Annotated in this window: 18 protein-coding genes; 13 read left to right on the forward strand and 5 right to left on the reverse strand. The window is 56.7% G+C overall.

From position 1 onward, the window contains the following. Positions 1-246: 246 nt before the first annotated feature. The gene (gene bolA, locus AB8W27_RS15715; RefSeq protein ID WP_007766384.1) at positions 247-564 is read right to left on the reverse strand and encodes a transcriptional regulator BolA; all 318 of its coding nucleotides are present in this window, start codon (positions 562-564) and stop codon (positions 247-249) included. Between the two features lie 298 nt (positions 565-862). On the opposite strand from bolA, the gene AB8W27_RS15720 reads away from it, so the two are divergent. Both AB8W27_RS15720 and ampG read left to right on the forward strand, forming a co-directional pair. Beyond that, positions 863-1,441: a lipoprotein gene (locus AB8W27_RS15720; RefSeq protein ID WP_012815537.1), complete on the forward strand. Its 579-nt coding sequence runs from the start codon at positions 863-865 to the stop codon at positions 1,439-1,441. A gap of 54 nt (positions 1,442-1,495) precedes the next feature. Next, the gene (ampG, locus tag AB8W27_RS15725) at positions 1,496-2,986 is read left to right on the forward strand and encodes a muropeptide MFS transporter AmpG (protein ID WP_012815536.1); all 1,491 of its coding nucleotides are present in this window, start codon (positions 1,496-1,498) and stop codon (positions 2,984-2,986) included. Here ampG and AB8W27_RS15730 read toward each other — a convergent pair. Together AB8W27_RS15730 and AB8W27_RS15735 are read right to left on the reverse strand one after the other, a co-directional pair. Next, positions 2,969-4,309 (reverse strand): J domain-containing protein, encoded by a 1,341-nt coding sequence (locus AB8W27_RS15730; RefSeq protein ID WP_012815535.1) that lies wholly within the window; start codon positions 4,307-4,309, stop codon positions 2,969-2,971. The two genes, ampG and AB8W27_RS15730, sit on opposite strands and share 18 nt — an antisense overlap. Beyond that, on the reverse strand, positions 4,309-6,009 hold the full coding sequence (locus tag AB8W27_RS15735; protein WP_041924114.1) for a molecular chaperone HscC: 1,701 nt from the start codon (positions 6,007-6,009) through the stop codon (positions 4,309-4,311). Before AB8W27_RS15735 ends, AB8W27_RS15730 begins: the two co-directional genes overlap by 1 nt. Positions 6,010-6,528: 519 nt before the next feature. Between AB8W27_RS15735 and cyoA the strand changes: the two genes are divergently transcribed. The 6 genes from cyoA to AB8W27_RS15765 all read left to right on the forward strand — a co-directional run bounded on the left by cyoA (position 6,529) and on the right by AB8W27_RS15765 (position 12,858). Then, positions 6,529-7,476, forward strand: coding sequence for a cytochrome o ubiquinol oxidase subunit II (gene cyoA, locus AB8W27_RS15740; RefSeq protein WP_012815533.1), 948 nt, complete (start codon positions 6,529-6,531; stop codon positions 7,474-7,476). 19 nt (positions 7,477-7,495) lie between these two features. Then, positions 7,496-9,487, forward strand: coding sequence for a cytochrome o ubiquinol oxidase subunit I (cyoB, locus tag AB8W27_RS15745; protein WP_012815532.1), 1,992 nt, complete (start codon positions 7,496-7,498; stop codon positions 9,485-9,487). Next, positions 9,477-10,094, forward strand: coding sequence for a cytochrome o ubiquinol oxidase subunit III (locus tag AB8W27_RS15750; RefSeq protein ID WP_007705363.1), 618 nt, complete (start codon positions 9,477-9,479; stop codon positions 10,092-10,094). Before cyoB ends, AB8W27_RS15750 begins: the two co-directional genes overlap by 11 nt. After that, positions 10,094-10,423, forward strand: a complete 330-nt coding sequence (locus tag AB8W27_RS15755; protein ID WP_007766233.1) for a cytochrome o ubiquinol oxidase subunit IV — start codon at positions 10,094-10,096, stop codon at positions 10,421-10,423. The genes AB8W27_RS15750 and AB8W27_RS15755 overlap by 1 nt, the downstream gene beginning before the upstream one ends. A gap of 11 nt (positions 10,424-10,434) precedes the next feature. Further along, positions 10,435-11,322 carry a heme o synthase gene (gene cyoE, locus AB8W27_RS15760; protein ID WP_007705361.1) on the forward strand — a complete coding sequence of 296 codons (888 nt, stop codon included), beginning with the start codon at positions 10,435-10,437 and terminating at the stop codon, positions 11,320-11,322. 171 nt (positions 11,323-11,493) lie between these two features. Beyond that, on the forward strand, positions 11,494-12,858 hold the full coding sequence (locus AB8W27_RS15765) for an MFS transporter (protein WP_012815530.1): 1,365 nt from the start codon (positions 11,494-11,496) through the stop codon (positions 12,856-12,858). A 63-nt stretch (positions 12,859-12,921) separates the two neighbouring features. Here the strand turns inward: AB8W27_RS15765 and AB8W27_RS15770 are convergent, their stop codons facing one another. After that, the gene (locus tag AB8W27_RS15770) at positions 12,922-13,413 is read right to left on the reverse strand and encodes a YajQ family cyclic di-GMP-binding protein (protein ID WP_012815529.1); all 492 of its coding nucleotides are present in this window, start codon (positions 13,411-13,413) and stop codon (positions 12,922-12,924) included. Between the two features lie 152 nt (positions 13,414-13,565). On the opposite strand from AB8W27_RS15770, the gene panE reads away from it, so the two are divergent. Together panE and yajL are read left to right on the forward strand one after the other, a co-directional pair. Continuing rightward, on the forward strand, positions 13,566-14,480 hold the full coding sequence (gene panE / locus AB8W27_RS15775) for a 2-dehydropantoate 2-reductase (RefSeq protein ID WP_012815528.1): 915 nt from the start codon (positions 13,566-13,568) through the stop codon (positions 14,478-14,480). Further along, positions 14,440-15,033 carry a protein deglycase YajL gene (yajL, locus tag AB8W27_RS15780; protein WP_041923263.1) on the forward strand — a complete coding sequence of 198 codons (594 nt, stop codon included), beginning with the start codon at positions 14,440-14,442 and terminating at the stop codon, positions 15,031-15,033. The genes panE and yajL overlap by 41 nt, the downstream gene beginning before the upstream one ends. Before the next feature lie 78 nt (positions 15,034-15,111). On the opposite strand, the gene thiI is transcribed toward yajL, so the two are convergent. Further along, positions 15,112-16,560: a tRNA uracil 4-sulfurtransferase ThiI gene (gene thiI, locus AB8W27_RS15785; RefSeq protein ID WP_012815526.1), complete on the reverse strand. Its 1,449-nt coding sequence runs from the start codon at positions 16,558-16,560 to the stop codon at positions 15,112-15,114. 212 nt (positions 16,561-16,772) lie between these two features. Between thiI and xseB the strand changes: the two genes are divergently transcribed. From xseB to dxs, 3 genes are read left to right on the forward strand one after another with little or no spacing between them, the layout of a single operon-like run. Beyond that, a complete protein-coding gene (gene xseB / locus AB8W27_RS15790) occupies positions 16,773-17,015 on the forward strand; it encodes an exodeoxyribonuclease VII small subunit (RefSeq protein WP_007766130.1) in 243 nt (80 codons plus the stop codon). Positions 17,016-17,017: 2 nt separating this feature from the next. Continuing rightward, a complete protein-coding gene (gene ispA, locus AB8W27_RS15795) occupies positions 17,018-17,917 on the forward strand; it encodes a (2E,6E)-farnesyl diphosphate synthase (RefSeq protein ID WP_012815525.1) in 900 nt (299 codons plus the stop codon). Between the two features lie 26 nt (positions 17,918-17,943). Continuing rightward, positions 17,944-19,806: a 1-deoxy-D-xylulose-5-phosphate synthase gene (gene dxs / locus AB8W27_RS15800; RefSeq protein ID WP_012815524.1), complete on the forward strand. Its 1,863-nt coding sequence runs from the start codon at positions 17,944-17,946 to the stop codon at positions 19,804-19,806. The last annotated feature ends 15 nt before the right edge of the window (positions 19,807-19,821 follow it).

Genomic DNA, 19,821 nt, shown 5'->3' on the forward strand with positions numbered 1-19,821 from the left:
GCCAGAATCGTCCCGAAGACATTCCGAAAAATAAGACGCAGCATTATAGCGGCATCCCCTTGGGGAGTCGAGAAAAGCCAGCCGAGGCATTGCGGCACTTTTCACACTTCCCGGCAAAATTACGACTGAAAAATGCACATAGCGCGCAAAATTCAGGCAAAACAAAAACGGCCACGCAGGCCGTTTCGTTTTATTACCGCTGGCGCAACATACTGGAAAAGCTCCCGACGTTGCAACTGTGATTGATCAGGCCAGCGTGCCGGCTCCCCGACAGGCAGGAGAAGGCAGGACCGTATCCTGAAGCCCTTCCCACTCTTTGAGGGTATAGGTGTGCAGCGCCAGCGCATGGACCGTCGAGGCCAGTTCTTCGCTAAGAATGCTGTAGATGAGGCGATGCCGATTTAAAAAACGCTCGCCGACAAATCGATCGCTGACCAGCACGACTTTGAAATGGCTTTCAGAGCCCGCGGGCACGTTATGACGATAGCTTTCATCCACTACATCCAGAAAGACAGGCTCAAGGGCTGCCTTCAGTTTTTCTTCGATCTGCTCGCGTATCATCATAAGACTCTCCTCGACAACGCTGCGATGGCAGCCATCACTTTAAAGGTTAGCCGCTTTTACCGTTTCCATTGTCAAAAAACAACACAATTTTAACTTTTGCAGCCGCCTCGCTTTATGGCAGGCTTTGCGCCCGATAGCGCGGTTTTACGGTAATCGGTAACAGCGCTAAGCCAGACGGCGGTCATAAAAAAGACATTGCGTTATTTTCAGTCGCCTGGCCTCTTCCCCTCACGCATGGCGATGCTATGATGGCGGGAATTTTCCTCTTTATTGCCCATGGACCGTTGAGAGCCTGAACATGTTAAAAAAAGTACTCTTCCCGCTCGTCGCCCTCTTTATGCTGGCCGGTTGCGCGACGCCGCCGACAACCATTGAAGTCTCCCCGAAAATCACCCTGCCGCAGCAGGATCCGAGCCTGATGGGTGTAACCGTCAGCATCAACGGCGCCGATCAGCGTCAGGATCAGGCGCTGGCGAAAGTCACCCGCGACAACCAGCTGGTCACGCTAACCGCATCCCGCGATCTGCGTTTCCTGCTCCAGGAAGTGCTGGAAAAACAGATGACCTCCCGCGGTTATATGATTGGCCCAAGCGGCGCGGTGGATCTGCAGATTATCGTCAACCAGCTCTATGCTGACGTGTCGCAGGGCAACGTGCGTTACAACATCGCCACCAAAGCGGATATCTCTATCATCGCTACCGCGAAAACCGGCAATAAGATGACCAAAAACTACCGCGCCAGCTATTCTGTTGAAGGCGCTTTCCAGGCGAGCAATAAAAATATCGCCAACGCCGTTAACTCCGTGCTGAGCGACACCATCGCCGATATGGCGCAGGACACCAGCATCCACGAGTTCATCAAACAGAACGCGCGTTAATCATCTTTGTTTTTCCTGGCCCGGTTCGCCGGGCCGCTTTTTTTACGGCCGCCCATGCACAGTCATTATTTACGTCTTTTCCAGCAGCCGAAAACCGCCATTTTACTGATCCTCGGCTTCGCTTCCGGTCTCCCGCTGGCGCTCACGTCCGGCACGCTCCAGGCCTGGATGACGGTCGAGAATATCGACCTGAAAACTATTGGTTTCTTTTCTTTAGTCGGTCAGGCTTACGTCTTTAAATTTCTCTGGTCTCCGGTAATGGACCGCTACACGCCGCCGTTGCTCGGCAGGCGTCGCGGCTGGCTGTTTATTACGCAGGTATTATTGCTGATCGCCATTGCCGCCATGGGCTTTCTGGAACCCTCAACGCATCTGCGCTGGATGGCCGCGCTGGCGGTGCTGATTGCGTTCTGCTCGGCGTCTCAGGATATCGTGTTCGATGCCTGGAAAACGGATGTGCTGCCCGCAGACGAACGCGGAACAGGCGCCGCGATAAGCGTCCTGGGCTACCGGCTGGCGATGCTGGTTTCAGGCGGTCTCGCGCTGTGGATGGCTGACCGCTGGCTCGGCTGGCAGGCCACCTACTGGCTGATGGCCGCGCTGCTTATTCCCTGCATTATCGCCACCTGGCTTGCGCCTGAACCCGACGAGGCCATTCCCGCGCCGCGCACGCTGGAGCAGGCGGTGGTCGCGCCGCTGCGCGATTTCTTCGGACGCAACAACGCCTGGCTTATCCTCCTGCTGATTGTGCTTTATAAGCTTGGCGATGCGTTCGCCATGAGCCTGACCACCACCTTTTTAATTCGCGGCGTCGGCTTTGACGCAGGCCAGGTGGGGATGGTGAATAAAACGCTGGGGCTGCTCGCCACGATTTTCGGCGCGCTGTACGGCGGCGTGCTGATGCAGCGCCTCTCGCTGTTCCGCGCGCTGATGCTTTTCGGCATTCTGCAGGCGGTCTCGAACGCCGGTTACTGGCTGCTGTCGGTAACCGATAAAGATCTGCTGAGCATGGCCGCGGCGGTCTTCTTTGAAAACCTGTGCGGCGGCATGGGCACCGCCGCGTTTGTGGCGCTGCTGATGACGCTCTGTAATAAGTCGTTCTCCGCCACACAGTTCGCTCTGCTTTCCGCGCTCTCAGCCGTGGGCCGTGTTTATGTCGGTCCGGTCGCGGGCTGGTTTGTGGAAGCTTACGGCTGGCCGACGTTTTATCTCTTTTCGGTCGTCGCGGCCGTGCCAGGCATTCTGCTGTTGCAGCTGTGCCGGGGAACGCTGGAATATACGCGCGACACCGGCGAGTTTCTGCGCCGCCAGACATACCCGGCGGGTTATCGCTTCGCGCTGCGCCTGCTGCTGCTCGGCTGCGCGGTACTTGGCGTCTGGCTGCTGGTTATCATCAGCAACGCGCTCGGCCTGAGCGCGTTGACCTTCGGCGTCACCCTGCTTGAAGCAGGCATGCTACTGGCGCTTGCCGGTATCGCGCTGGGTTGTCTGCTCGATTACCTGGCGCTGCGCCGCAGTACGGCGCGTTCAGAGCCCAAGGCGTAGTAACACGATCATATTGCTTATCATCGCGCTGTACACTTTAGTGCCGAACGGAATCAAAAACAGGTTAATGATCCACGGAAGCTGACTGATAAGCTTGACAGGAAACCCCACCGGCCCGGAGATAATATCAATGGGCCAGCGCCACCAGGACCGCGTATGCGGTCTTAAACACACCACCAGCACCGCCACGATAATGACCGCCACATACACCAGTGGCGAGATGTCATGGTTTTTCTGGTAAAACCCGACGGTATATCGCGCAAACTCTCCCACCGGAAGGGCAAGTAACGCGACGGATAACAACACGTAGCCCACACGAATGCCGATCCGCTGACGGCTGCTTTCTGGATAGCGGTTCCAGAGATGAGGTATGCCGAACAGGTAAACGACCACTATCGCGCCGACAATCCCGACATCCACCGCCGTCACCTGCGGGTCGAGAGCCAGGAACCCCAGCACGCCGCCCCAGAAGATAACAGAAATGAAGGTATGGAGTGACAGCGCCCAGCCAGGCGTAGATAAAAGCGCAATAATGACCGGATTAAGCCGCTGCCATAACCCTGGTTGCTCGCTGCACATTGTGTGTACACGCTGGCGAGCCTCATCAAGAAATCCGGGCCACAGACGCCCCCACCAGGGTAGCGGCGCCTGCGGCTCGCTTATCAGCGTCCAGCGGGCTTTCGACAGCCAGCTCGCCTGATGCTGCCCGCGCTCCACGACCATCCGGTAATCTTCTTCCGTCGTGGCGATACGCGCCTCAAGCGCCCAGATCAGCACGTCAGGTAGCGCCGTGCTGCGGTAGTGATCAAGCTCCCAGCCCATGATTCTGCCCACATGCTCCAGCATGCCGCGCGTCAGCCACTGCTCTTCAGAGAGCGCATCGGCAAGCCTCTCGCTGAAATACCGACGTGCCGCCAGCGCATCCGGCAGTCCGGCAGCCAGAAACGCCTCTAACTGCTGACAGCCCGACATCTCGTCAGCCACAATTGTGGTTGCGAGCGCCTGCGCTTGTTCATTAAGCGTCTGCGGCTCCCAGTCTGCGAGGGCCACGGTTTCCGCCTGCGGCAGCGGCGCTTCCTGCGGCGTTAATGGCGGTTGCGGCGTAAAGCGGTACGTGATGACGTTTTCATCATCCGCCTCTTCACCCTCTTCTTCGTCGTCATAATCCTGATAGCGCTGCGCCGCCTCATAGGCTTCCCGCAACTGCTGATACTTTTGCGGATCCTGATCCGGGCGATGCTGTTTGACGATTTTCGCCCACGCGCGGCGCAGTGCGGCTTTATCTTTGGTCGGCTCAAGGCCGAGTACCGTCCAGGCGTCCATTAGCGCAATCCGTCGTCAAACTGCGCGAGGATCTGCTCCAGCGCCTGGCGTGCGAGCGCGATCTCGCGCAGATCCTGACTCTCCAGCGCCTGCTCGAACTGCGCGCTGTAGTGATCGATAAGATGGCGCCTTTCACCGAGCGTTTGCTCATAACGCAGGCTCGCCTGCGCCAGCAGTTGCCGGTTCTCCGTGCGATCGCGCGGATGAATTTTCAGGGCGTCGAGTTGCGCCAGCCGCTGCTTAATCTCTTCCGGGCTAAGGCTGCCGGGCGCGCGCTCAATCACCAGCGACGCCGCGCTCTCCTGGCCGTCCACTTTACACTCCACTTCCAGAATGCCGTCGAGGGTATAGGTGAAGCGCACATCCACCGTCACCTCGCCCGCCGGGCGCGCGGGAACATCAAGCGTAAATTTATCGAGCAGAATATTTTCCGCGACCCGGCGCGCTTCACCCTGAAACACGGCGATCTCAAGCTGGCGCTGGTTATCGTAAACGGTAGAAATAGAACGGAACATGCTGACCGGCACAAAGCTGTTGCGCTCAATGATGGGCAGGAAATAGCCGCTGTCATAGCGCTCGCCGTTGCGACGCGCCGTTTCGATGCCAAGCGAATACGGCATGACGTCGGTCAGCACGATGTCGTCCAGCGCGGCGTCAAGGCTGGCGAGCCCCGCCTGGATGCCCGCGCCGAGCGCGACGACTTCATCGGGGTTGAGTTCAGCGCGCGGGAAGCGGCCAAACATACGCGCGGCCAGCTGACGCACTACCGGCATACGCGTGGCGCCGCCCACCAGAATCACATCATCCAGATCGCTGATATCAAAGCGGGCGTCGCGCAGCGCCTGGATGACCGGCTGTTTGAGGCGCGCCAGCAGCGGCTGGCAGATCTCCGTTAAAGTGTCGTTGTCGAGCGTCCACGTCATGTCATGACCGCCCACATTGAGCGTGGCGGTCGCCTGCGCCTGGTTCGTCAGTTGCCGTTTGAGATTTTCGGCCTCTGCCACCAGTTGCGCTTCGTCCTGCGCGCCCGACGGCTGATAGTGCGGGTAACACGAGAGCATCCACTGGCGGATGATATCGGTGAAGTCATCGCCGCCGAGGCGCGCGTCGCCGCTGCTGGCGCGCACTTCAATCACGCCTTCAAACATATCGACGATGGAAACGTCAAACGTGCCGCCGCCAAGATCGAAAACCAGAAACTTTTGCTCGCGGTTATCGGCAAGGCCGTAGGCGAGCGAGGCCGCCGTCGGTTCATTCACCAGCCGCTCAACCGAAAGCCCCGCCAGATGGCCTGCGGTTTTAACCGCTTTACGCTGGATATCGTTAAACCAGGCCGGCACGGTGATGACCGCGCGAGTGATGGCGCAGCCAAGCGCCACTTCCGCATCGGCTTTCAGCTTGCGCAACACAAGGGCAGAGAGCTCCTCAGCACGGAAGCGATGTTCGCCGAGCGCAAAAATTTTATCGGTGCCCATGTAGCGCTTGAAGCTGGCATGTGTGAGGGTCGGGTGGCTCACCAGCCGCGCTTTCGCCGCCTCCCCCACAATTAAATGGCCCTTATCGTCCAGCCCGACGACGGACGGCGTCAGTAAACGCTGTTGGCCATCGGCAATCAGCGCGGCGCGTCCGTCATTAAACCAGGCCACCGCGCTGTTGGACGTGCCCAGATCGATGCCTACCAGTGGCGTTGCTGTTTCCATGTGTATCAACCCTTTACCCTGAATATTTGTTGTTTTTTTGTTGCTTTTATCGCCAAAAAAAAGCACAACGAAGAAAGTGTTTCATTTTTCTGGTCAATAAAATAGCATCTGATTTGCTTAGATATATTTATCGAAATTTGGTAGCAGAGACTTTAAATAATTTCGTTTATCATTCTGTGCGACATTATTTTTAACGATTCAGCACGGTGAAGAATTATTTCCGTGGCGTTATTGTTTCGCATTTGAAACCGCCTTGTTAATTTATTGTATGTTATTTTCTCCCCTATATACTCAATTCCCGTCTTGACCTTACTTTACATAGGATTTTGTTATAACCCTTGCCATGTGGCTGTCATGACTTACATTTTACATTTTGTTGCATTGGCTGTGACGGTTGCGACAGAACCCGGTTACACGCCGCAGACACTGCGCCATTCGTGTTTACAGTAATGTAACCTTCCCGTAAAATGCCCGGCACACTTTAACCGCCACCAGATCCCCCTGAATTGAGGTCGTTAAATGAGACTCAGGAAATACAATAAAAGTTTGGGACTGCTGTCATTATTCGCAGGCACTGTATTACTCAGTGGCTGCGATGCTGCGCTTCTCAACCCCAAAGGACAGATTGGACTGGAGCAACGTTCACTGATACTGACCGCCCTCGGGCTGATGTTGATTGTCGTGATTCCAGCCATCTTGATGGCTATTGGCTTCGCCTGGAAATATCGGGCAACCAATAAGGACGCAAAATACAGCCCCAACTGGTCACACTCCAACAAAGTTGAAGCTGTTGTCTGGACCATCCCGATCCTTATCATCATTTTCCTTGCAGTACTGACATGGAAAACCACGCACTCGCTCGAACCCAGCCGTCCGCTGGTGCACGATGAGAAGCCGGTGACCATCGAAGTTATCGCAATGGACTGGAAGTGGTTCTTCATTTATCCGGAGCAGGGTATCGCTACGGTCAATGAAATCGCGTTCCCGGCGAATACGCCTGTGGAATTCAAAATCACCTCCAACTCGGTGATGAACTCCTTCTTTATTCCGCGACTGGGTAGCCAGATCTACGCAATGGCAGGTATGCAGACCAAACTGCACCTGATTGCGAACGAAGCCGGCACCTACGACGGTATTTCTGCTAACTACAGTGGTGCAGGTTTCTCCGGCATGAAGTTCAAGGCAATCGCCACGCCGGATAACGAGACCTTCAACCAGTGGGTGGCTAAAGCGAAGCAGTCTGGCAAAACCATTAACGATATGGCGACCTATGACAAGCTGGCGGCCCCGAGCGAATACAACAAAGTCGAATACTTCTCCAGCGTAAAACCGGATTTGTTTAAAGATGTCATTAACAAATTCATGGGACCTGGGAAGAGCATGGATATGACTCAGTCTGAAGGGGAGCATAACGCCCACGAAGGCATGGAAGGCATGGACATGAATCACGCGGAAACCTCTCACTAAGGGGCCGAGGAATAATACGATGTTCGGAAAACTTACACTGGATGCAATCCCGTACCATGAGCCGATTATCATGGTTACGGTGGCTGCCATTATCGTCGGGGGTCTGGCGTTAGTAGCAGCTATCACTTACTTCGGTAAGTGGTCTTATCTGTGGAACGAGTGGCTCACGTCAGTGGACCACAAACGTCTCGGGGTGATGTATATCCTCGTGGCTATCGTGATGCTGGTTCGCGGCTTCGCGGACGCCATCATGATGCGTACCCAGCAATTGCTGGCGGCCTCCGGCGAAGCCGGGTTCCTGCCGCCGCATCACTACGATCAGATCTTTACCGCCCACGGCGTTATCATGATCTTCTTCGTGGCGATGCCGTTCGTTATCGGTCTGATGAACCTGGTGGTTCCGCTGCAGATCGGCGCGCGCGACGTGGCTTATCCGTTCCTGAACAACCTGAGCTTCTGGTTCACGGTTGTCGGGGTAATCCTGGTGAACGTCTCTCTGGGCGTGGGCGAGTTTGCTCAGACCGGTTGGGTGGCTTATCCGCCGCTCTCGGGCATTGAGTACAGTCCGGGCGTTGGGGTGGACTACTGGATCTGGAGTCTCCAGCTCTCCGGTATTGGTACGACACTGACCGGTATCAACTTCTTCGTGACCATTCTGAAGATGCGTGCGCCGGGCATGACCATGTTCAAAATGCCGGTATTCACCTGGGCGTCGCTGTGTACTAACGTCCTGATTATCGTCTCCTTCCCGATCCTGACCGTCACTATTGCGTTGCTAACCCTGGACCGCTATCTGGGCACCCATTTCTTTACCAATGATATGGGTGGCAACATGATGATGTACGTGAACCTGATTTGGGCCTGGGGCCATCCGGAAGTGTACATCCTGGTTCTGCCGGTGTTTGGTGTGTTCTCTGAAATCACCTCCACCTTCTCGAAGAAACGTCTGTTTGGTTACACCTCCCTCGTTTGGGCGACCATCGCGATTACCGTGCTGTCGTTCATCGTGTGGCTGCACCACTTCTTCACCATGGGTAGTGGCGCGAACGTTAACGCCTTCTTTGGTATCACCACGATGATTATCGCCATCCCGACCGGGGTGAAGATCTTCAACTGGCTGTTTACCATGTATCAGGGCCGTATTCAGTTCCACTCCTCCATGCTGTGGACCATCGGCTTCATCATCACCTTCTCCATCGGTGGTATGACCGGCGTGCTGCTGGCGGTACCGGGCGCAGACTTCGTCCTGCACAACAGCCTGTTCCTGATTGCGCACTTCCATAACGTCATCATCGGCGGCGTGGTATTTGGTTGCTTCGCAGGCATGAGCTACTGGTGGCCGAAAGCCTTTGGCTACAAGATGAACGAGAGCTGGGGCATCCGTGCTTTCTGGTTCTGGATCATCGGCTTCTTCGTGACCTTTATGCCGCTGTACGCCATGGGCTTCATGGGTATGACGCGTCGTGTGAGCCAGAACATCGACCCGATGTTCCAGCCGCTGATGATCGTCGCGGAAATCGGCGCGCTGCTGATTGCGTGCGGTATTCTGTGCATCATCCTGCAGATCTACGTGAGCGTCCGTGACCGTCACCTGAACCGTGACCTGACTGGCGACCCGTGGGGCGGCCGTACGCTGGAGTGGGCAACCTCTTCTCCGCCGCCGTTCTATAACTTCGCGGTTGTACCGGAAATCCACGAGCGCGACGCGTTCTGGGAAATGAAAGACAAAGGTGAAGCTTACAAGCAGCCGGCGCACTATGAAGAAATTCATATGCCGAAGAACAGCGCAGCAGGCATTTTCATCGGCGCGTTCAGCACCATCTTTGGCTTCGCGATGATCTGGCACATCTGGTGGCTGGCTATTCTGGGCTTCGCAGGTATCGTTATTACCTGGATTGCGAAGAGCTTCGATGAAGACGTGGATTACTACGTACCAGTAGCCACCGTTGAGAAACTGGAAAACCAGCACTTCGAAGAAATCACCAAAGCAGGGCTGAAAAATGTCAACTGAGAGCATTAATCACGAACTTGCCCATGGCAGCCATGAGCATGGGCACCACGATGCAGGAGCCAATAAAGTCTTTGGCTTCTGGATCTACCTGATGAGCGACTGCATTCTCTTTGCATGTCTGTTTGCCACCTATGCCGTTCTCGTGAACGGCACGGCGGGGGGCCCGACCGGGAAAGACATTTTCGAACTGCCGTTTGTGCTGGTTGAAACTTTCCTGCTGTTGTTCTCCTCCATCACGTATGGCATGGCGATGATCGCCATGAATAAAGACAAACAGAGCCAGGTGATGTCCTGGCTCGCCCTGACCTTCCTGTTCGGCGCAGGGTTCGTGGCGATGGAAATCTATGAATTCCATCATCTGATCGCGGAAGGCTTCGGTCCGGATAAGAGCGGCTTCCTGTCAGCGTTCTTTACGCTGGTCGGCACCCACGGTATCCACGTGACCTCTGGCCTTATCTGGATGGTCGTGATGATGATTCACGTCTCCCGCCGCGGTCTGACCCACAATAACCGCGCGCGCCTGATGTGCCTGAGCATGTTCTGGCACTTCCTGGACGTAGTCTGGATCTGTGTGTTCTCTGTAGTCTATCTGATGGGGGCGATGTAATGAGTCATTCAACCGATCACAACGGCGCCCACCACGGTGGCGTTAAGACGTACCTGATCGGGTTTATCCTGTCGGTCATTCTGACAGTAATCCCGTTCTGGATGGTCATGAACGGCTCCGCGTCTCACGGCACCCTGCTGGGTGTGGTCGTGGCAACCGCAGTCGTACAGATTCTGGTTCACCTGGTGTGCTTCCTGCACATGAACGCCTCCTCTGAGGAGCGCTGGAACCTGGTAGCCTTTATCTTTACGTTGCTGATTATCGCGATAGTAGTGGTAGGCTCTATCTGGATTATGTGGAACCTGAATTACAACATGATGGTTCACTAAGAGCGGCGAGTATGATTAAGCAATACCTGCAAGTAACGAAACCAGGCATCATCTTCGGCAACCTGATATCGGTTATCGGGGGATTCCTGCTGGCTTCCAAAGGCAGCATCGATTATCCCCTGTTCCTTTTCACCCTCGTGGGGGTGTCGCTGGTCGTGGCGTCCGGTTGTGTGTTCAACAACTACATCGACCGTGATATTGACCGCAAAATGGAGCGCACGAAAAACCGTGTGCTGGTGAAGGGACTGATTTCGCCGAAAATGTCGCTGGTGTACGCCACCTTGCTGGGTATTGCTGGCTTTATGCTGCTCTGGTTCGGCGCGAACCCGCTGGCGATGTGGCTGGCGGTCATGGGCTTTGTGGTATACGTCGGGGTCTATAGCCTCTACATGAAACGCCACTCGGTCTACGGCACGCTGATTGGCTCGCTGTCGGGCGCCGCGCCGCCGGTTATCGGCTACTGCGCGGTGACCAACGAGTTCGATACCGGCGCGTTGATCCTGCTTGCGATTTTCAGCCTGTGGCAGATGCCGCACTCCTATGCGATTGCTATCTTCCGCTTCAAGGATTATCAGGCCGCCAACATTCCGGTGCTGCCGGTGGTAAAAGGGATCTCTGTGGCGAAAAACCACATTACCCTTTATATCATCGCCTTCGCCGTGGCGACCCTGATGCTCTCGCTGGGTGGTTATGCCGGGTATAAATACCTGGTGGTAGCGGCAGCGGTCAGCGTCTGGTGGCTTGGCATGGCTCTGCGCGGCTACAAGGCTGAAAACGATAAAGTCTGGGCGCGTAAGCTATTTGTGTTCTCGATTGTCGCCATCACCTCGCTGAGCGTGATGATGTCCGTGGATTTCATGGTGCCGGATTCACATAATTTGCTGACTTACGTCTGGTAAGTCATCAAGGCGAAAAAGGGTGCTGCGGCACCCTTTTTTATTGCTGCGATCCGACGGGCGATTTATTGACAGCATTAATAGTTAACCCTTGAAATATTTTCTAAATAACCCGGCATTTACCCTCCCCTGCCCTCGCACTACACTAAGACCTGCTTTTTATCTGAGGTGGTAATGAACGATAACAAAATGACGCCAGTCGAGTTGCGCGCGACATGGGGTTTAGGGACGGTATTTTCTTTGCGCATGCTCGGTATGTTTATGGTACTGCCGGTCATTACTACTTACGGAATGGCGCTTCAGGGCGCAAGCGAAGCGTTGATTGGCCTCGCTATTGGTATTTACGGCCTCGCGCAGGCGATTTTCCAGGTGCCGTTTGGTCTGCTTTCTGACCGCATCGGCCGCAAACCGCTGATTGTCGGTGGGCTTGTGATTTTTGTTATCGGCAGCCTGGTCGCGGCGCTGACCGATTCCATCTGGGGCATTATTCTCGGACGCGCGCTCCAGGGCTCCGGCGCGATTGCCGCCGCCGTGATGGCGCTCCTTTCCGATCTCACCCGCGAACAGAACCGCACCAAAGCGATGGCATTTATCGGCGTCAGCTTTGGCGTGACATTCGCTATCGCGATGGTGCTGGGGCCGATTATCACTCACGCGCTCGGCCTGCACGCGCTGTTCTGGATGATTGCGGTGCTGGCGACCGCGGGCATTATCATTACGCTCTGGGTCGTGCCGGACAGCGGCAACCACGTGCTGAACCGCGATTCCGGCATGGTCAAAGGCTGTTTTCGCAAAGTGCTGGCGGAGCCGACGCTGCTTAAACTCAACTTCGGCATCATGTGCCTGCATATTTTGCTGATGTCGACGTTCGTTGCCCTGCCCGGCCAGCTTGAAGCGGCGGGTTATCCGGCGGCGGCGCACTGGAAAGTCTATCTCTGCACGATGCTGATTTCGTTTGTCTCTGTAGTGCCGTTTATCATCTACGCCGAAGCAAAGCGCAAAATGAAGCGCGTGTTTCTCTTCTGCGTGGCGCTGCTGCTGATTGCGGAAATCGTGTTATGGGGCGCAGGCCCGCACTTCTGGGAGCTTATCGTCGGCGTTCAGCTGTTCTTCGTGGCGTTTAACCTGATGGAAGCGCTGCTCCCGTCGCTTATCAGTAAAGAGTCGCCGGCGGGCTATAAAGGCACCGCGATGGGCGTCTACTCCACCAGTCAGTTTCTGGGCGTGGCGATCGGCGGATCGCTGGGCGGCTGGGTCGATGGCCTGTTTGATTCGCAAACCGTGTTCCTGGTGGGCGCGCTGCTGGCGACCGTCTGGCTGCTGGTGAGTACGACCATGAAAGAGCCGCCGTATGTCAGCAGCATTCGCGTGGAAATTCCGCCTGAAGTGGCGGCCGATGAAACACTGGCGCAGCGTTTACGCGAAACGGCGGGCGTGAGCGAGGCGATTGTGGTGGCCGATGAGCGTAGCGCTTATCTGAAAATCGACACCAAAGTGACCAACCGCGTTGAGATAGAGCAGCGAATGCTCGGCGCTTAATCTGCGTAGCAAAGAAAAAGGGCGGAAAACCGCCCTTTTTTGTGTCGTTTGTTTGTTTACCGTTTAGTCGCGGAAGTTGTTGAACTGGAACGGCTGGCCGAGATTACCGCCGCGCACCAGCGCGATCGTCTGCTGGAGATCGTCGCGGGCTTTACCGGTGACACGCACCTGCTCGCCCTGGATCTGCGCCTGGACTTTCATCTTGCTGTCTTTAATCAGCTTCACGATTTTTTTCGCCATCGCGGAATCGATGCCCTGTTTGAGCTTCGCTTCCACGCTCCAGTTTTTCCCGCTGTGCTCGAACTCTTCCGGCACCTCAATGGAGCTGCCTTCGATGCCGCGTTTTAGCAGCTTCGCACGCAGGATATCCAGTAACTGATTCACCTGGAAATCGGATTCGCTCGTCACTTTGATGGTCTGATTTTTTTCGTTCAGCTCGAAGCTTGCGGTCACGTTGCGAAAGTCGAAACGGGTTTCCAGTTCGCGCGTGGCGTTCTCAACCGCGTTCTGCACTTCGCGCATATCGACCTCAGACACAATGTCAAAAGATGGCATGTTTTCTATCTCCCTCACAGTATGTGCGTTGCATAATACCCGCAAAGGCGCATAACACAACCCGGAAACCGGCGGCAGGCGAAAGCCTAAGCGCTCACGTTATAATAGACGTATGACACAACGCCCGGCGCTGTTGCGGGCGAGGAGGAACCATGAAAATTACCGTGCTTGGCTGCGGCGCGTTAGGCCAGCTCTGGATGAGCGCGCTGCATAAACAAGGTCACGAGGTGCAGGGATGGCTGCGGGTGCCGCAATCGTCATATAACGTCAGTCTGGTGGAAACCGACCACAGCGCGTTTCAGCACACCTTTACGACTAACGACAGCGGGTTTCTTGCGCAGAGCGAGCTGTTGCTGGTGACGCTGAAAGCCTGGCAGGTTTCTGATGCGGTGAGCACGCTGGCCACCCGGCTGCCTGCCGCCAGCCCGATTCTGCTGCTGCATAACGGCATGGGCACGCTTGATGAGCTGCGCGCCGTGCAACAGCCGCTGCTGGCGGGCGTAACAACCCACGCGGCGCGGCGCGAAGGCAATCTGGTGATCCACGTCGCCTGCGGCACCACTCACATTGGCCCGGTCACGCCTGGCGCGCAGGATTACTCCCGGCTGGCGGAACTGCTTCAACAGGCGCTGCCGGATGTCGCGTGGCACGATAACGTCAATGTTTCCCGCTGGATCAAGCTCGCCGCCAACTGCGTGATTAACCCGCTGACGGCGCTTTCTAACTGCCCGAATGGCGATCTGCGCGCGCGACAGGACGAGGTGCGTGACATCTGCGCCGAGGTCGCTCTGGTGATGCAGCGCGAAGGGCATCACACGTCGCCGGAGAGCCTGCTTTATTACATCAATCAGGTTATCGACAGCACCGCCGCCAATATTTCATCGATGCTGCAGGACGTTCGCCAGCAGCGTCACACCGAGATAGATTACATCACCGGTTATCTGCTGCGCCGCGCCAGAGCGCATGGCCTGACGCTGCCGGTCAACAGCCGTCTGTATGAACAGATCAAACGCAAGGAGGATGAGTATGAGCGCATCGGCACTGGTATGCCTCGCCCCTGGCACTGAAGAGACCGAAGCGGTCACCACCATCGATCTGCTGGTGCGCGGCGGCATTAATGTCACCACCGCGAGCGTCGCTGGCGACGGCAATCTGACAATCACCTGCTCGCGCGGCGTCCGGCTGCTGGCGGATGCGCCGCTGGTGGAAGTGGCGGACGGCGATTTCGATGTGATTGTGTTGCCGGGCGGCCTGAAGGGCGCCGAAGCGTTTCGCGACAGCCCGCTGCTGGTCGAAACGGTGCGCCAGTTTCATCTCTCGGGGCGGATTGTGGCGGCTATTTGCGCGGCGGCGGGCACGGTACTGGTCCCGCACGAACTCTTCCCTCTCGGCAACATGACCGGCTTCCCTGCGCTGAAAGAGACGATCCCTGACGATCAGTGGCAGGATAAACGCGTGGTCTGGGATCCGCGCGTCAACCTGCTGACCAGCCAGGGGCCGGGCACGGCGATCGATTTCGCGCTCAAGATTATCGATCTGCTGGTCGGGCGCGAAAAAGCGCATGAAGTGGCGGGCCAACTGGTGCTGGCCGCGGGCATCTACAGCTACCGCGACTATTAAGCGTTATCCCGTTAAGCCGCGCCCATAAAAAAATCCCCTCGGTTGAGGGGATTTTTGTCTCTGCGAAACGCGGGGGCGTTACGGGCGATAGACTTTCACGTTTTTAAAGCCCTGCTCCAGCAGATAAAGCGCCTGCAGGCGGCTCATCACGCCGCGCTCGCACCACAACAGGTACGTTTTGCTCTGGTCGAGATCGCCAAACTTCGTACTGAGCTTGTAGAACGGCAAAGAAACGACCTCAACGCCTTCGACCACCAGCGGTTTCTCATCCTGTTCATCGACAGAGCGGATATCCAGAATGGCGTCGTTTGGGCCGAAACCGTTAACGGTTTCCACCTCCACTACCTGCTGTTCAGTCTGCTCGGCGATTTCACGGATATCCACATTGGTGGCTTCTGCAACGACGCGATCAAGGATAGTGAAATCGAAATTCGCCTCTTCGGCTTCGATTTTCGCTTTCACGGCCTTCACGGTCGGGCTTTTCGAAATCACGCCGCAATATTCCGGCATGGTGCGGGCAAAATCTTCGGTGCCGATTTTACGGGCGATATCGATGATGTGCTCTTTGTCATAAGAGATAAGCGGGCGCAGCACCAGCGTATCGGAGACATTATCGATAAGGCGCAGGTTGGTCAGCGTCTGGCTGGAAACCTGCCCCAGCGCTTCGCCGGTGACCAGCGCCTGCACGCCGTAGCGTTCCGCCACTTTCGAGGCCGCACGCACCATCATACGCTTGAGCACCACGCCCATCTGGCCGTCGTCCACTTTCTCAAGGATTTCGCCGACGACAGGCTCAAAGTTGATCGCCACAAAACGCACGCGGTGCGAGCTGCCAAAGCGGCTCCACAGATAATGCGCCACCTGGCGTACGCCGATTTCGTGCGCAGCGCCGCCCAGGTTAAAGAAGCAGTAATGCACGCGGCAGCCGCGACGCATCAGCATATAGCTGGAGACGCCGGAATCGAAACCGCCGGAAATCAGCGACAGCACATCTTCCTGAGTGCCTATCGGGAAACCGCCGATGCCTTCATACCGGCCTTTCACCAGCAGCAGGCGATCGTCTTCAATCTCAAGATTGACGGTGACGTCAGGCTGCTTCAGTTTTACGCGGGCGGATTCAATATGCTGATTTAAACCGCCGCCGACGTAGCGCTCCACTTCAATAGAGCTAAACTCATGTTGACCGCGTCGCTTAACGCGCACGCAGAACGTTTTCCCTTCGAGCTGCTCACGCCAGTTGGCGAGCGCCTTTTCGAAAATGTCATGCATGTCCGTGAACGGGACATCGTCCACCTCAAGCACGTGGTGAATACCGGGAATACGTGTCAGGGCGTCAAGCACGGTGTCGTGCATAGTTTCATCTTTAATACGCACCACGATATGGTCCCAGTGGCGAACCACGGCAAGATTTTCATCGTAGTGTTTCAGGACGTTACGAATATTCCCGGTCAGGATTTTTATAAAGCGCAACCGCACAGACTGGCTTTTAATGGTGATTTCCGGGAATAATTTAATGATAAACTTCATGGTGGCTATGATTCGTTGGCAAGCCCACCGGGGCTTAGAAAATGGTACAGCAGGCAGAACCGCGCCTGCATCGTGAGCCCGGCAGTATATCACCATCGCGGTGTCACTGCGCCTATTACCAACCCACAAGGCGTTATTTGCTAATCTTTGCGTCTCCGCTACCATGCAGTGTCGCTAACATGACCGTTAACCCTTAGAGTCAGATACTTACTATGCCGAAGAAAAATGAACAGCCGGCCAGTTTCGAAACGGCCCTGTCGGAGCTTGAGCAGATAGTCACCCGTCTGGAAAGCGGCGACCTGCCGCTGGAAGAGGCGCTGAATGAATTTGAGCGCGGCGTGCAGCTCGCGCGTCAGGGCCAGGTAAAACTGCAGCAGGCTGAGCAGCGCGTTCAGATCCTGTTGTCTCAGAATGAGGACGCGCCTCTTACCCCCTTCACGCCGGACGCCGAGTAAACATGGATTTCAGTCAACAGCTTCAGTCGCAGGCCGAGCGGGCCAACAGCGCGTTACAGCATTTTATCGGCGCTCTGCCGTTTCAGAAGAGTCCACTGGTTGAGGCGATGCTCTACGGCACATTATTAGGCGGTAAACGCCTGCGGCCGTTTCTGGTGTACGCCACCGGCGAGATGTTTGGGGTCAACCCGACGGCGCTCGACGCGCCGGCGGCGGCCATCGAGTGCATTCACGCCTATTCGCTGATGCATGACGATCTGCCCGCTATGGACGATGACGATCTGCGCCGCGGACAGCCGACCTGCCATATTCGTTTTGGCGAAGCGAGCGCCATTCTTGCGGGCGACGCGTTACAGACACTGGCGTTCTCTATTTTAAGCGACGCGCCGATGGAAAACGTGGCGCTGCGCGACCGGCTCGCGATGGTTTCTGAACTCGCGAAAGCCAGCGGCGTGGCGGGCATGTGCGGCGGCCAGGCGCTCGATCTCGAGGCCGAAGGCCAGCAGGTGGATCTCGACGCGCTGGAGCGTATCCATCGCCACAAGACGGGCGCGCTTATCCGCGCCGCGGTGCGTATGGGCGCGTTGTGCGCGGGCGATAAAGGCCGCGACGCGCTGGTTTACCTTGATAGCTATGCAGAAAGCATCGGCCTCGCCTTCCAGGTACAGGATGACATTCTGGATGTGGTGGGTGATACTGCAACCCTTGGAAAACGCCAGGGGGCCGATCAGCAACTTGGCAAAAGCACCTACCCCGCCCTGCTGGGTCTTGAGCAAGCCCAGGCGAAAGCGCGCAGTCTGTGCGACGACGCTCTGGCGGCGCTGGCGCCGCTGAAAGCACAAGCGCTGGATACCGCGACACTGGAAGCGTTAGCGAATTTCATAATCCAACGTGATAAATAAACGTATAACACCACGATGAGTCTCTGATGAGTTTTGATACTGCCAAATACCCGACCCTGGCGCTGGTGGACTCCACAGCGGAGCTGCGCCTGTTGCCAAAAGAGAGTTTGCCGAAGCTGTGCGACGAACTGCGTCGTTACCTGCTCGACAGCGTGAGCCGCTCCAGCGGACACTTCGCCTCCGGGCTTGGCACGGTCGAGCTTACCGTGGCGTTGCATTACGTCTACAACACGCCGTTCGACCAGCTTGTCTGGGACGTCGGCCATCAGGCCTACCCGCACAAAATCCTCACCGGACGCCGTGACCGCATCGGCACCATCCGCCAGAAAGGCGGCCTGCACCCGTTCCCATGGCGCGGCGAGAGCGAATATGACGTATTGAGCGTCGGCCACTCGTCCACATCGATAAGCGCTGGCATCGGTATTGCCGTCGCGGCGGCGCGTGAAGAGAAAAACCGCCGCACCGTCTGCGTGATTGGCGATGGCGCGATTACCGCGGGCATGGCGTTTGAGGCGATGAACCACGCGGGCGATATTCGCCCGGATATGCTGGTTATCCTGAACGACAACGAAATGTCGATTTCCGAGAACGTTGGCGCGCTCAATAACCATCTGGCGCAGCTGCTTTCCGGCAAGCTCTATTCGACGCTTCGCGAAGGCGGCAAACGTGTGTTCTCTAACGTTCCGCCTATCAAAGAGCTGCTCAAGCGTACCGAAGAGCACATCAAAGGCATGGTCGTGCCGGGCACGCTGTTTGAAGAGCTGGGCTTTAACTATATCGGCCCGGTGGATGGCCACGACGTGCTGGGCCTGGTGCATACGCTCAAAAACATGCGTGACCTGAAAGGCCCGCAGTTCCTGCATATCATGACCAAGAAAGGCCGTGGTTATGAGCCGGCGGAAAAAGATCCGATCACCTTTCACGCGGTGCCGAAATTCGATCCGGAAAGCGGCACGCTGCCGAAAAGTAGCGGCGGCCAGCCGAGCTATTCGAAAATCTTCGGCGACTGGCTGTGCGAAACCGCGGCGAAAGATGACAAGCTGATGGCGATCACCCCCGCCATGCGCGAAGGCTCCGGCATGGTCGAGTTCTCGCGTCAGTATCCGGGGCAATATTTCGATGTGGCGATCGCCGAGCAGCACGCGGTGACTTTCGCGGCAGGACTCGCGATTGGCGGCTATAAGCCGGTGGTCGCGATTTACTCTACGTTCCTGCAACGCGCCTATGACCAGGTCATCCACGACGTCGCCATCCAGAAACTGCCGGTGCTGTTCGCTATCGATCGCGCGGGCATCGTCGGCGCCGACGGCCAGACGCACCAGGGCGCGTTCGATCTCTCATTCCTGCGCTGCATCCCGGATATGGTCATCATGACCCCGAGCGATGAAAACGAGTGTCGCCAGATGCTGTTCACCGGCTATCACTACAACGACGGCCCGAGCGCCGTTCGCTACCCGCGCGGTAACGCGCTGGGCGTGACGCTGGAGCCGCTCCAGAAACTGCCGATCGGTAAAGGCGTGGTGAAACGCCACGGTGAAAAAGTGGCGCTGCTTAACTTTGGTACGCTGCTGCCGGAAGCCACGCAGGCCGCCGAAGCCCTTAACGCCACGCTTGTGGATATGCGCTTTGTAAAACCGCTCGATGAAGCGCTGATCATGGAACTCGCCGAGCGCCATGGCTCGCTGGTCACTATCGAAGAAAACGCCGTGATGGGCGGCGCCGGTAGCGGCGTAAACGAAGTGCTGATGGCGAAGCGCAAACCGGTGCCGGTGCTAAACATTGGCCTGCCGGATCACTTCATCCCTCAGGGCACGCAGGATGAAGCCCGCGCGGATATCGGCCTGACCGCTGCGGGTATCGAACAACGCGTGCGAGACTGGCTCGCCTGACCCCTGCTCCGCTTC

This window comes from Cronobacter turicensis (assembly GCF_041222865.1).
Classification (GTDB): Bacteria; Pseudomonadota; Gammaproteobacteria; order Enterobacterales; family Enterobacteriaceae; genus Cronobacter; species Cronobacter turicensis.

Bases quoted from the DNA above. Each gene is read 5' to 3' on its own strand.
- AB8W27_RS15735 (WP_041924114.1), bottom strand. From the start codon at position 6,009: ATGGAAACAGCAACGCCACTGGTAGGCATCGATCTGGGCACGTCCAAC.
- ispA (WP_012815525.1), top strand. From the start codon at position 17,018: ATGGATTTCAGTCAACAGCTTCAGTCGCAGGCCGAGCGGGCCAACAGC.
- thiI (WP_012815526.1), bottom strand. From the start codon at position 16,560: ATGAAGTTTATCATTAAATTATTCCCGGAAATCACCATTAAAAGCCAG.
- AB8W27_RS15730 (WP_012815535.1), bottom strand. From the start codon at position 4,309: ATGGACGCCTGGACGGTACTCGGCCTTGAGCCGACCAAAGATAAAGCC.
- AB8W27_RS15765 (WP_012815530.1), top strand. From the start codon at position 11,494: ATGAACGATAACAAAATGACGCCAGTCGAGTTGCGCGCGACATGGGGT.
- dxs (WP_012815524.1), top strand. From the start codon at position 17,944: ATGAGTTTTGATACTGCCAAATACCCGACCCTGGCGCTGGTGGACTCC.
- panE (WP_012815528.1), top strand. From the start codon at position 13,566: ATGAAAATTACCGTGCTTGGCTGCGGCGCGTTAGGCCAGCTCTGGATG.
- AB8W27_RS15770 (WP_012815529.1), bottom strand. From the start codon at position 13,413: ATGCCATCTTTTGACATTGTGTCTGAGGTCGATATGCGCGAAGTGCAG.
- xseB (WP_007766130.1), top strand. From the start codon at position 16,773: ATGCCGAAGAAAAATGAACAGCCGGCCAGTTTCGAAACGGCCCTGTCG.
- AB8W27_RS15720 (WP_012815537.1), top strand. From the start codon at position 863: ATGTTAAAAAAAGTACTCTTCCCGCTCGTCGCCCTCTTTATGCTGGCC.
- cyoB (WP_012815532.1), top strand. From the start codon at position 7,496: ATGTTCGGAAAACTTACACTGGATGCAATCCCGTACCATGAGCCGATT.
- AB8W27_RS15755 (WP_007766233.1), top strand. From the start codon at position 10,094: ATGAGTCATTCAACCGATCACAACGGCGCCCACCACGGTGGCGTTAAG.
- yajL (WP_041923263.1), top strand. From the start codon at position 14,440: ATGAGCGCATCGGCACTGGTATGCCTCGCCCCTGGCACTGAAGAGACC.
- cyoE (WP_007705361.1), top strand. From the start codon at position 10,435: ATGATTAAGCAATACCTGCAAGTAACGAAACCAGGCATCATCTTCGGC.
- cyoA (WP_012815533.1), top strand. From the start codon at position 6,529: ATGAGACTCAGGAAATACAATAAAAGTTTGGGACTGCTGTCATTATTC.
- AB8W27_RS15750 (WP_007705363.1), top strand. From the start codon at position 9,477: ATGTCAACTGAGAGCATTAATCACGAACTTGCCCATGGCAGCCATGAG.
- bolA (WP_007766384.1), bottom strand. From the start codon at position 564: ATGATGATACGCGAGCAGATCGAAGAAAAACTGAAGGCAGCCCTTGAG.
- ampG (WP_012815536.1), top strand. From the start codon at position 1,496: ATGCACAGTCATTATTTACGTCTTTTCCAGCAGCCGAAAACCGCCATT.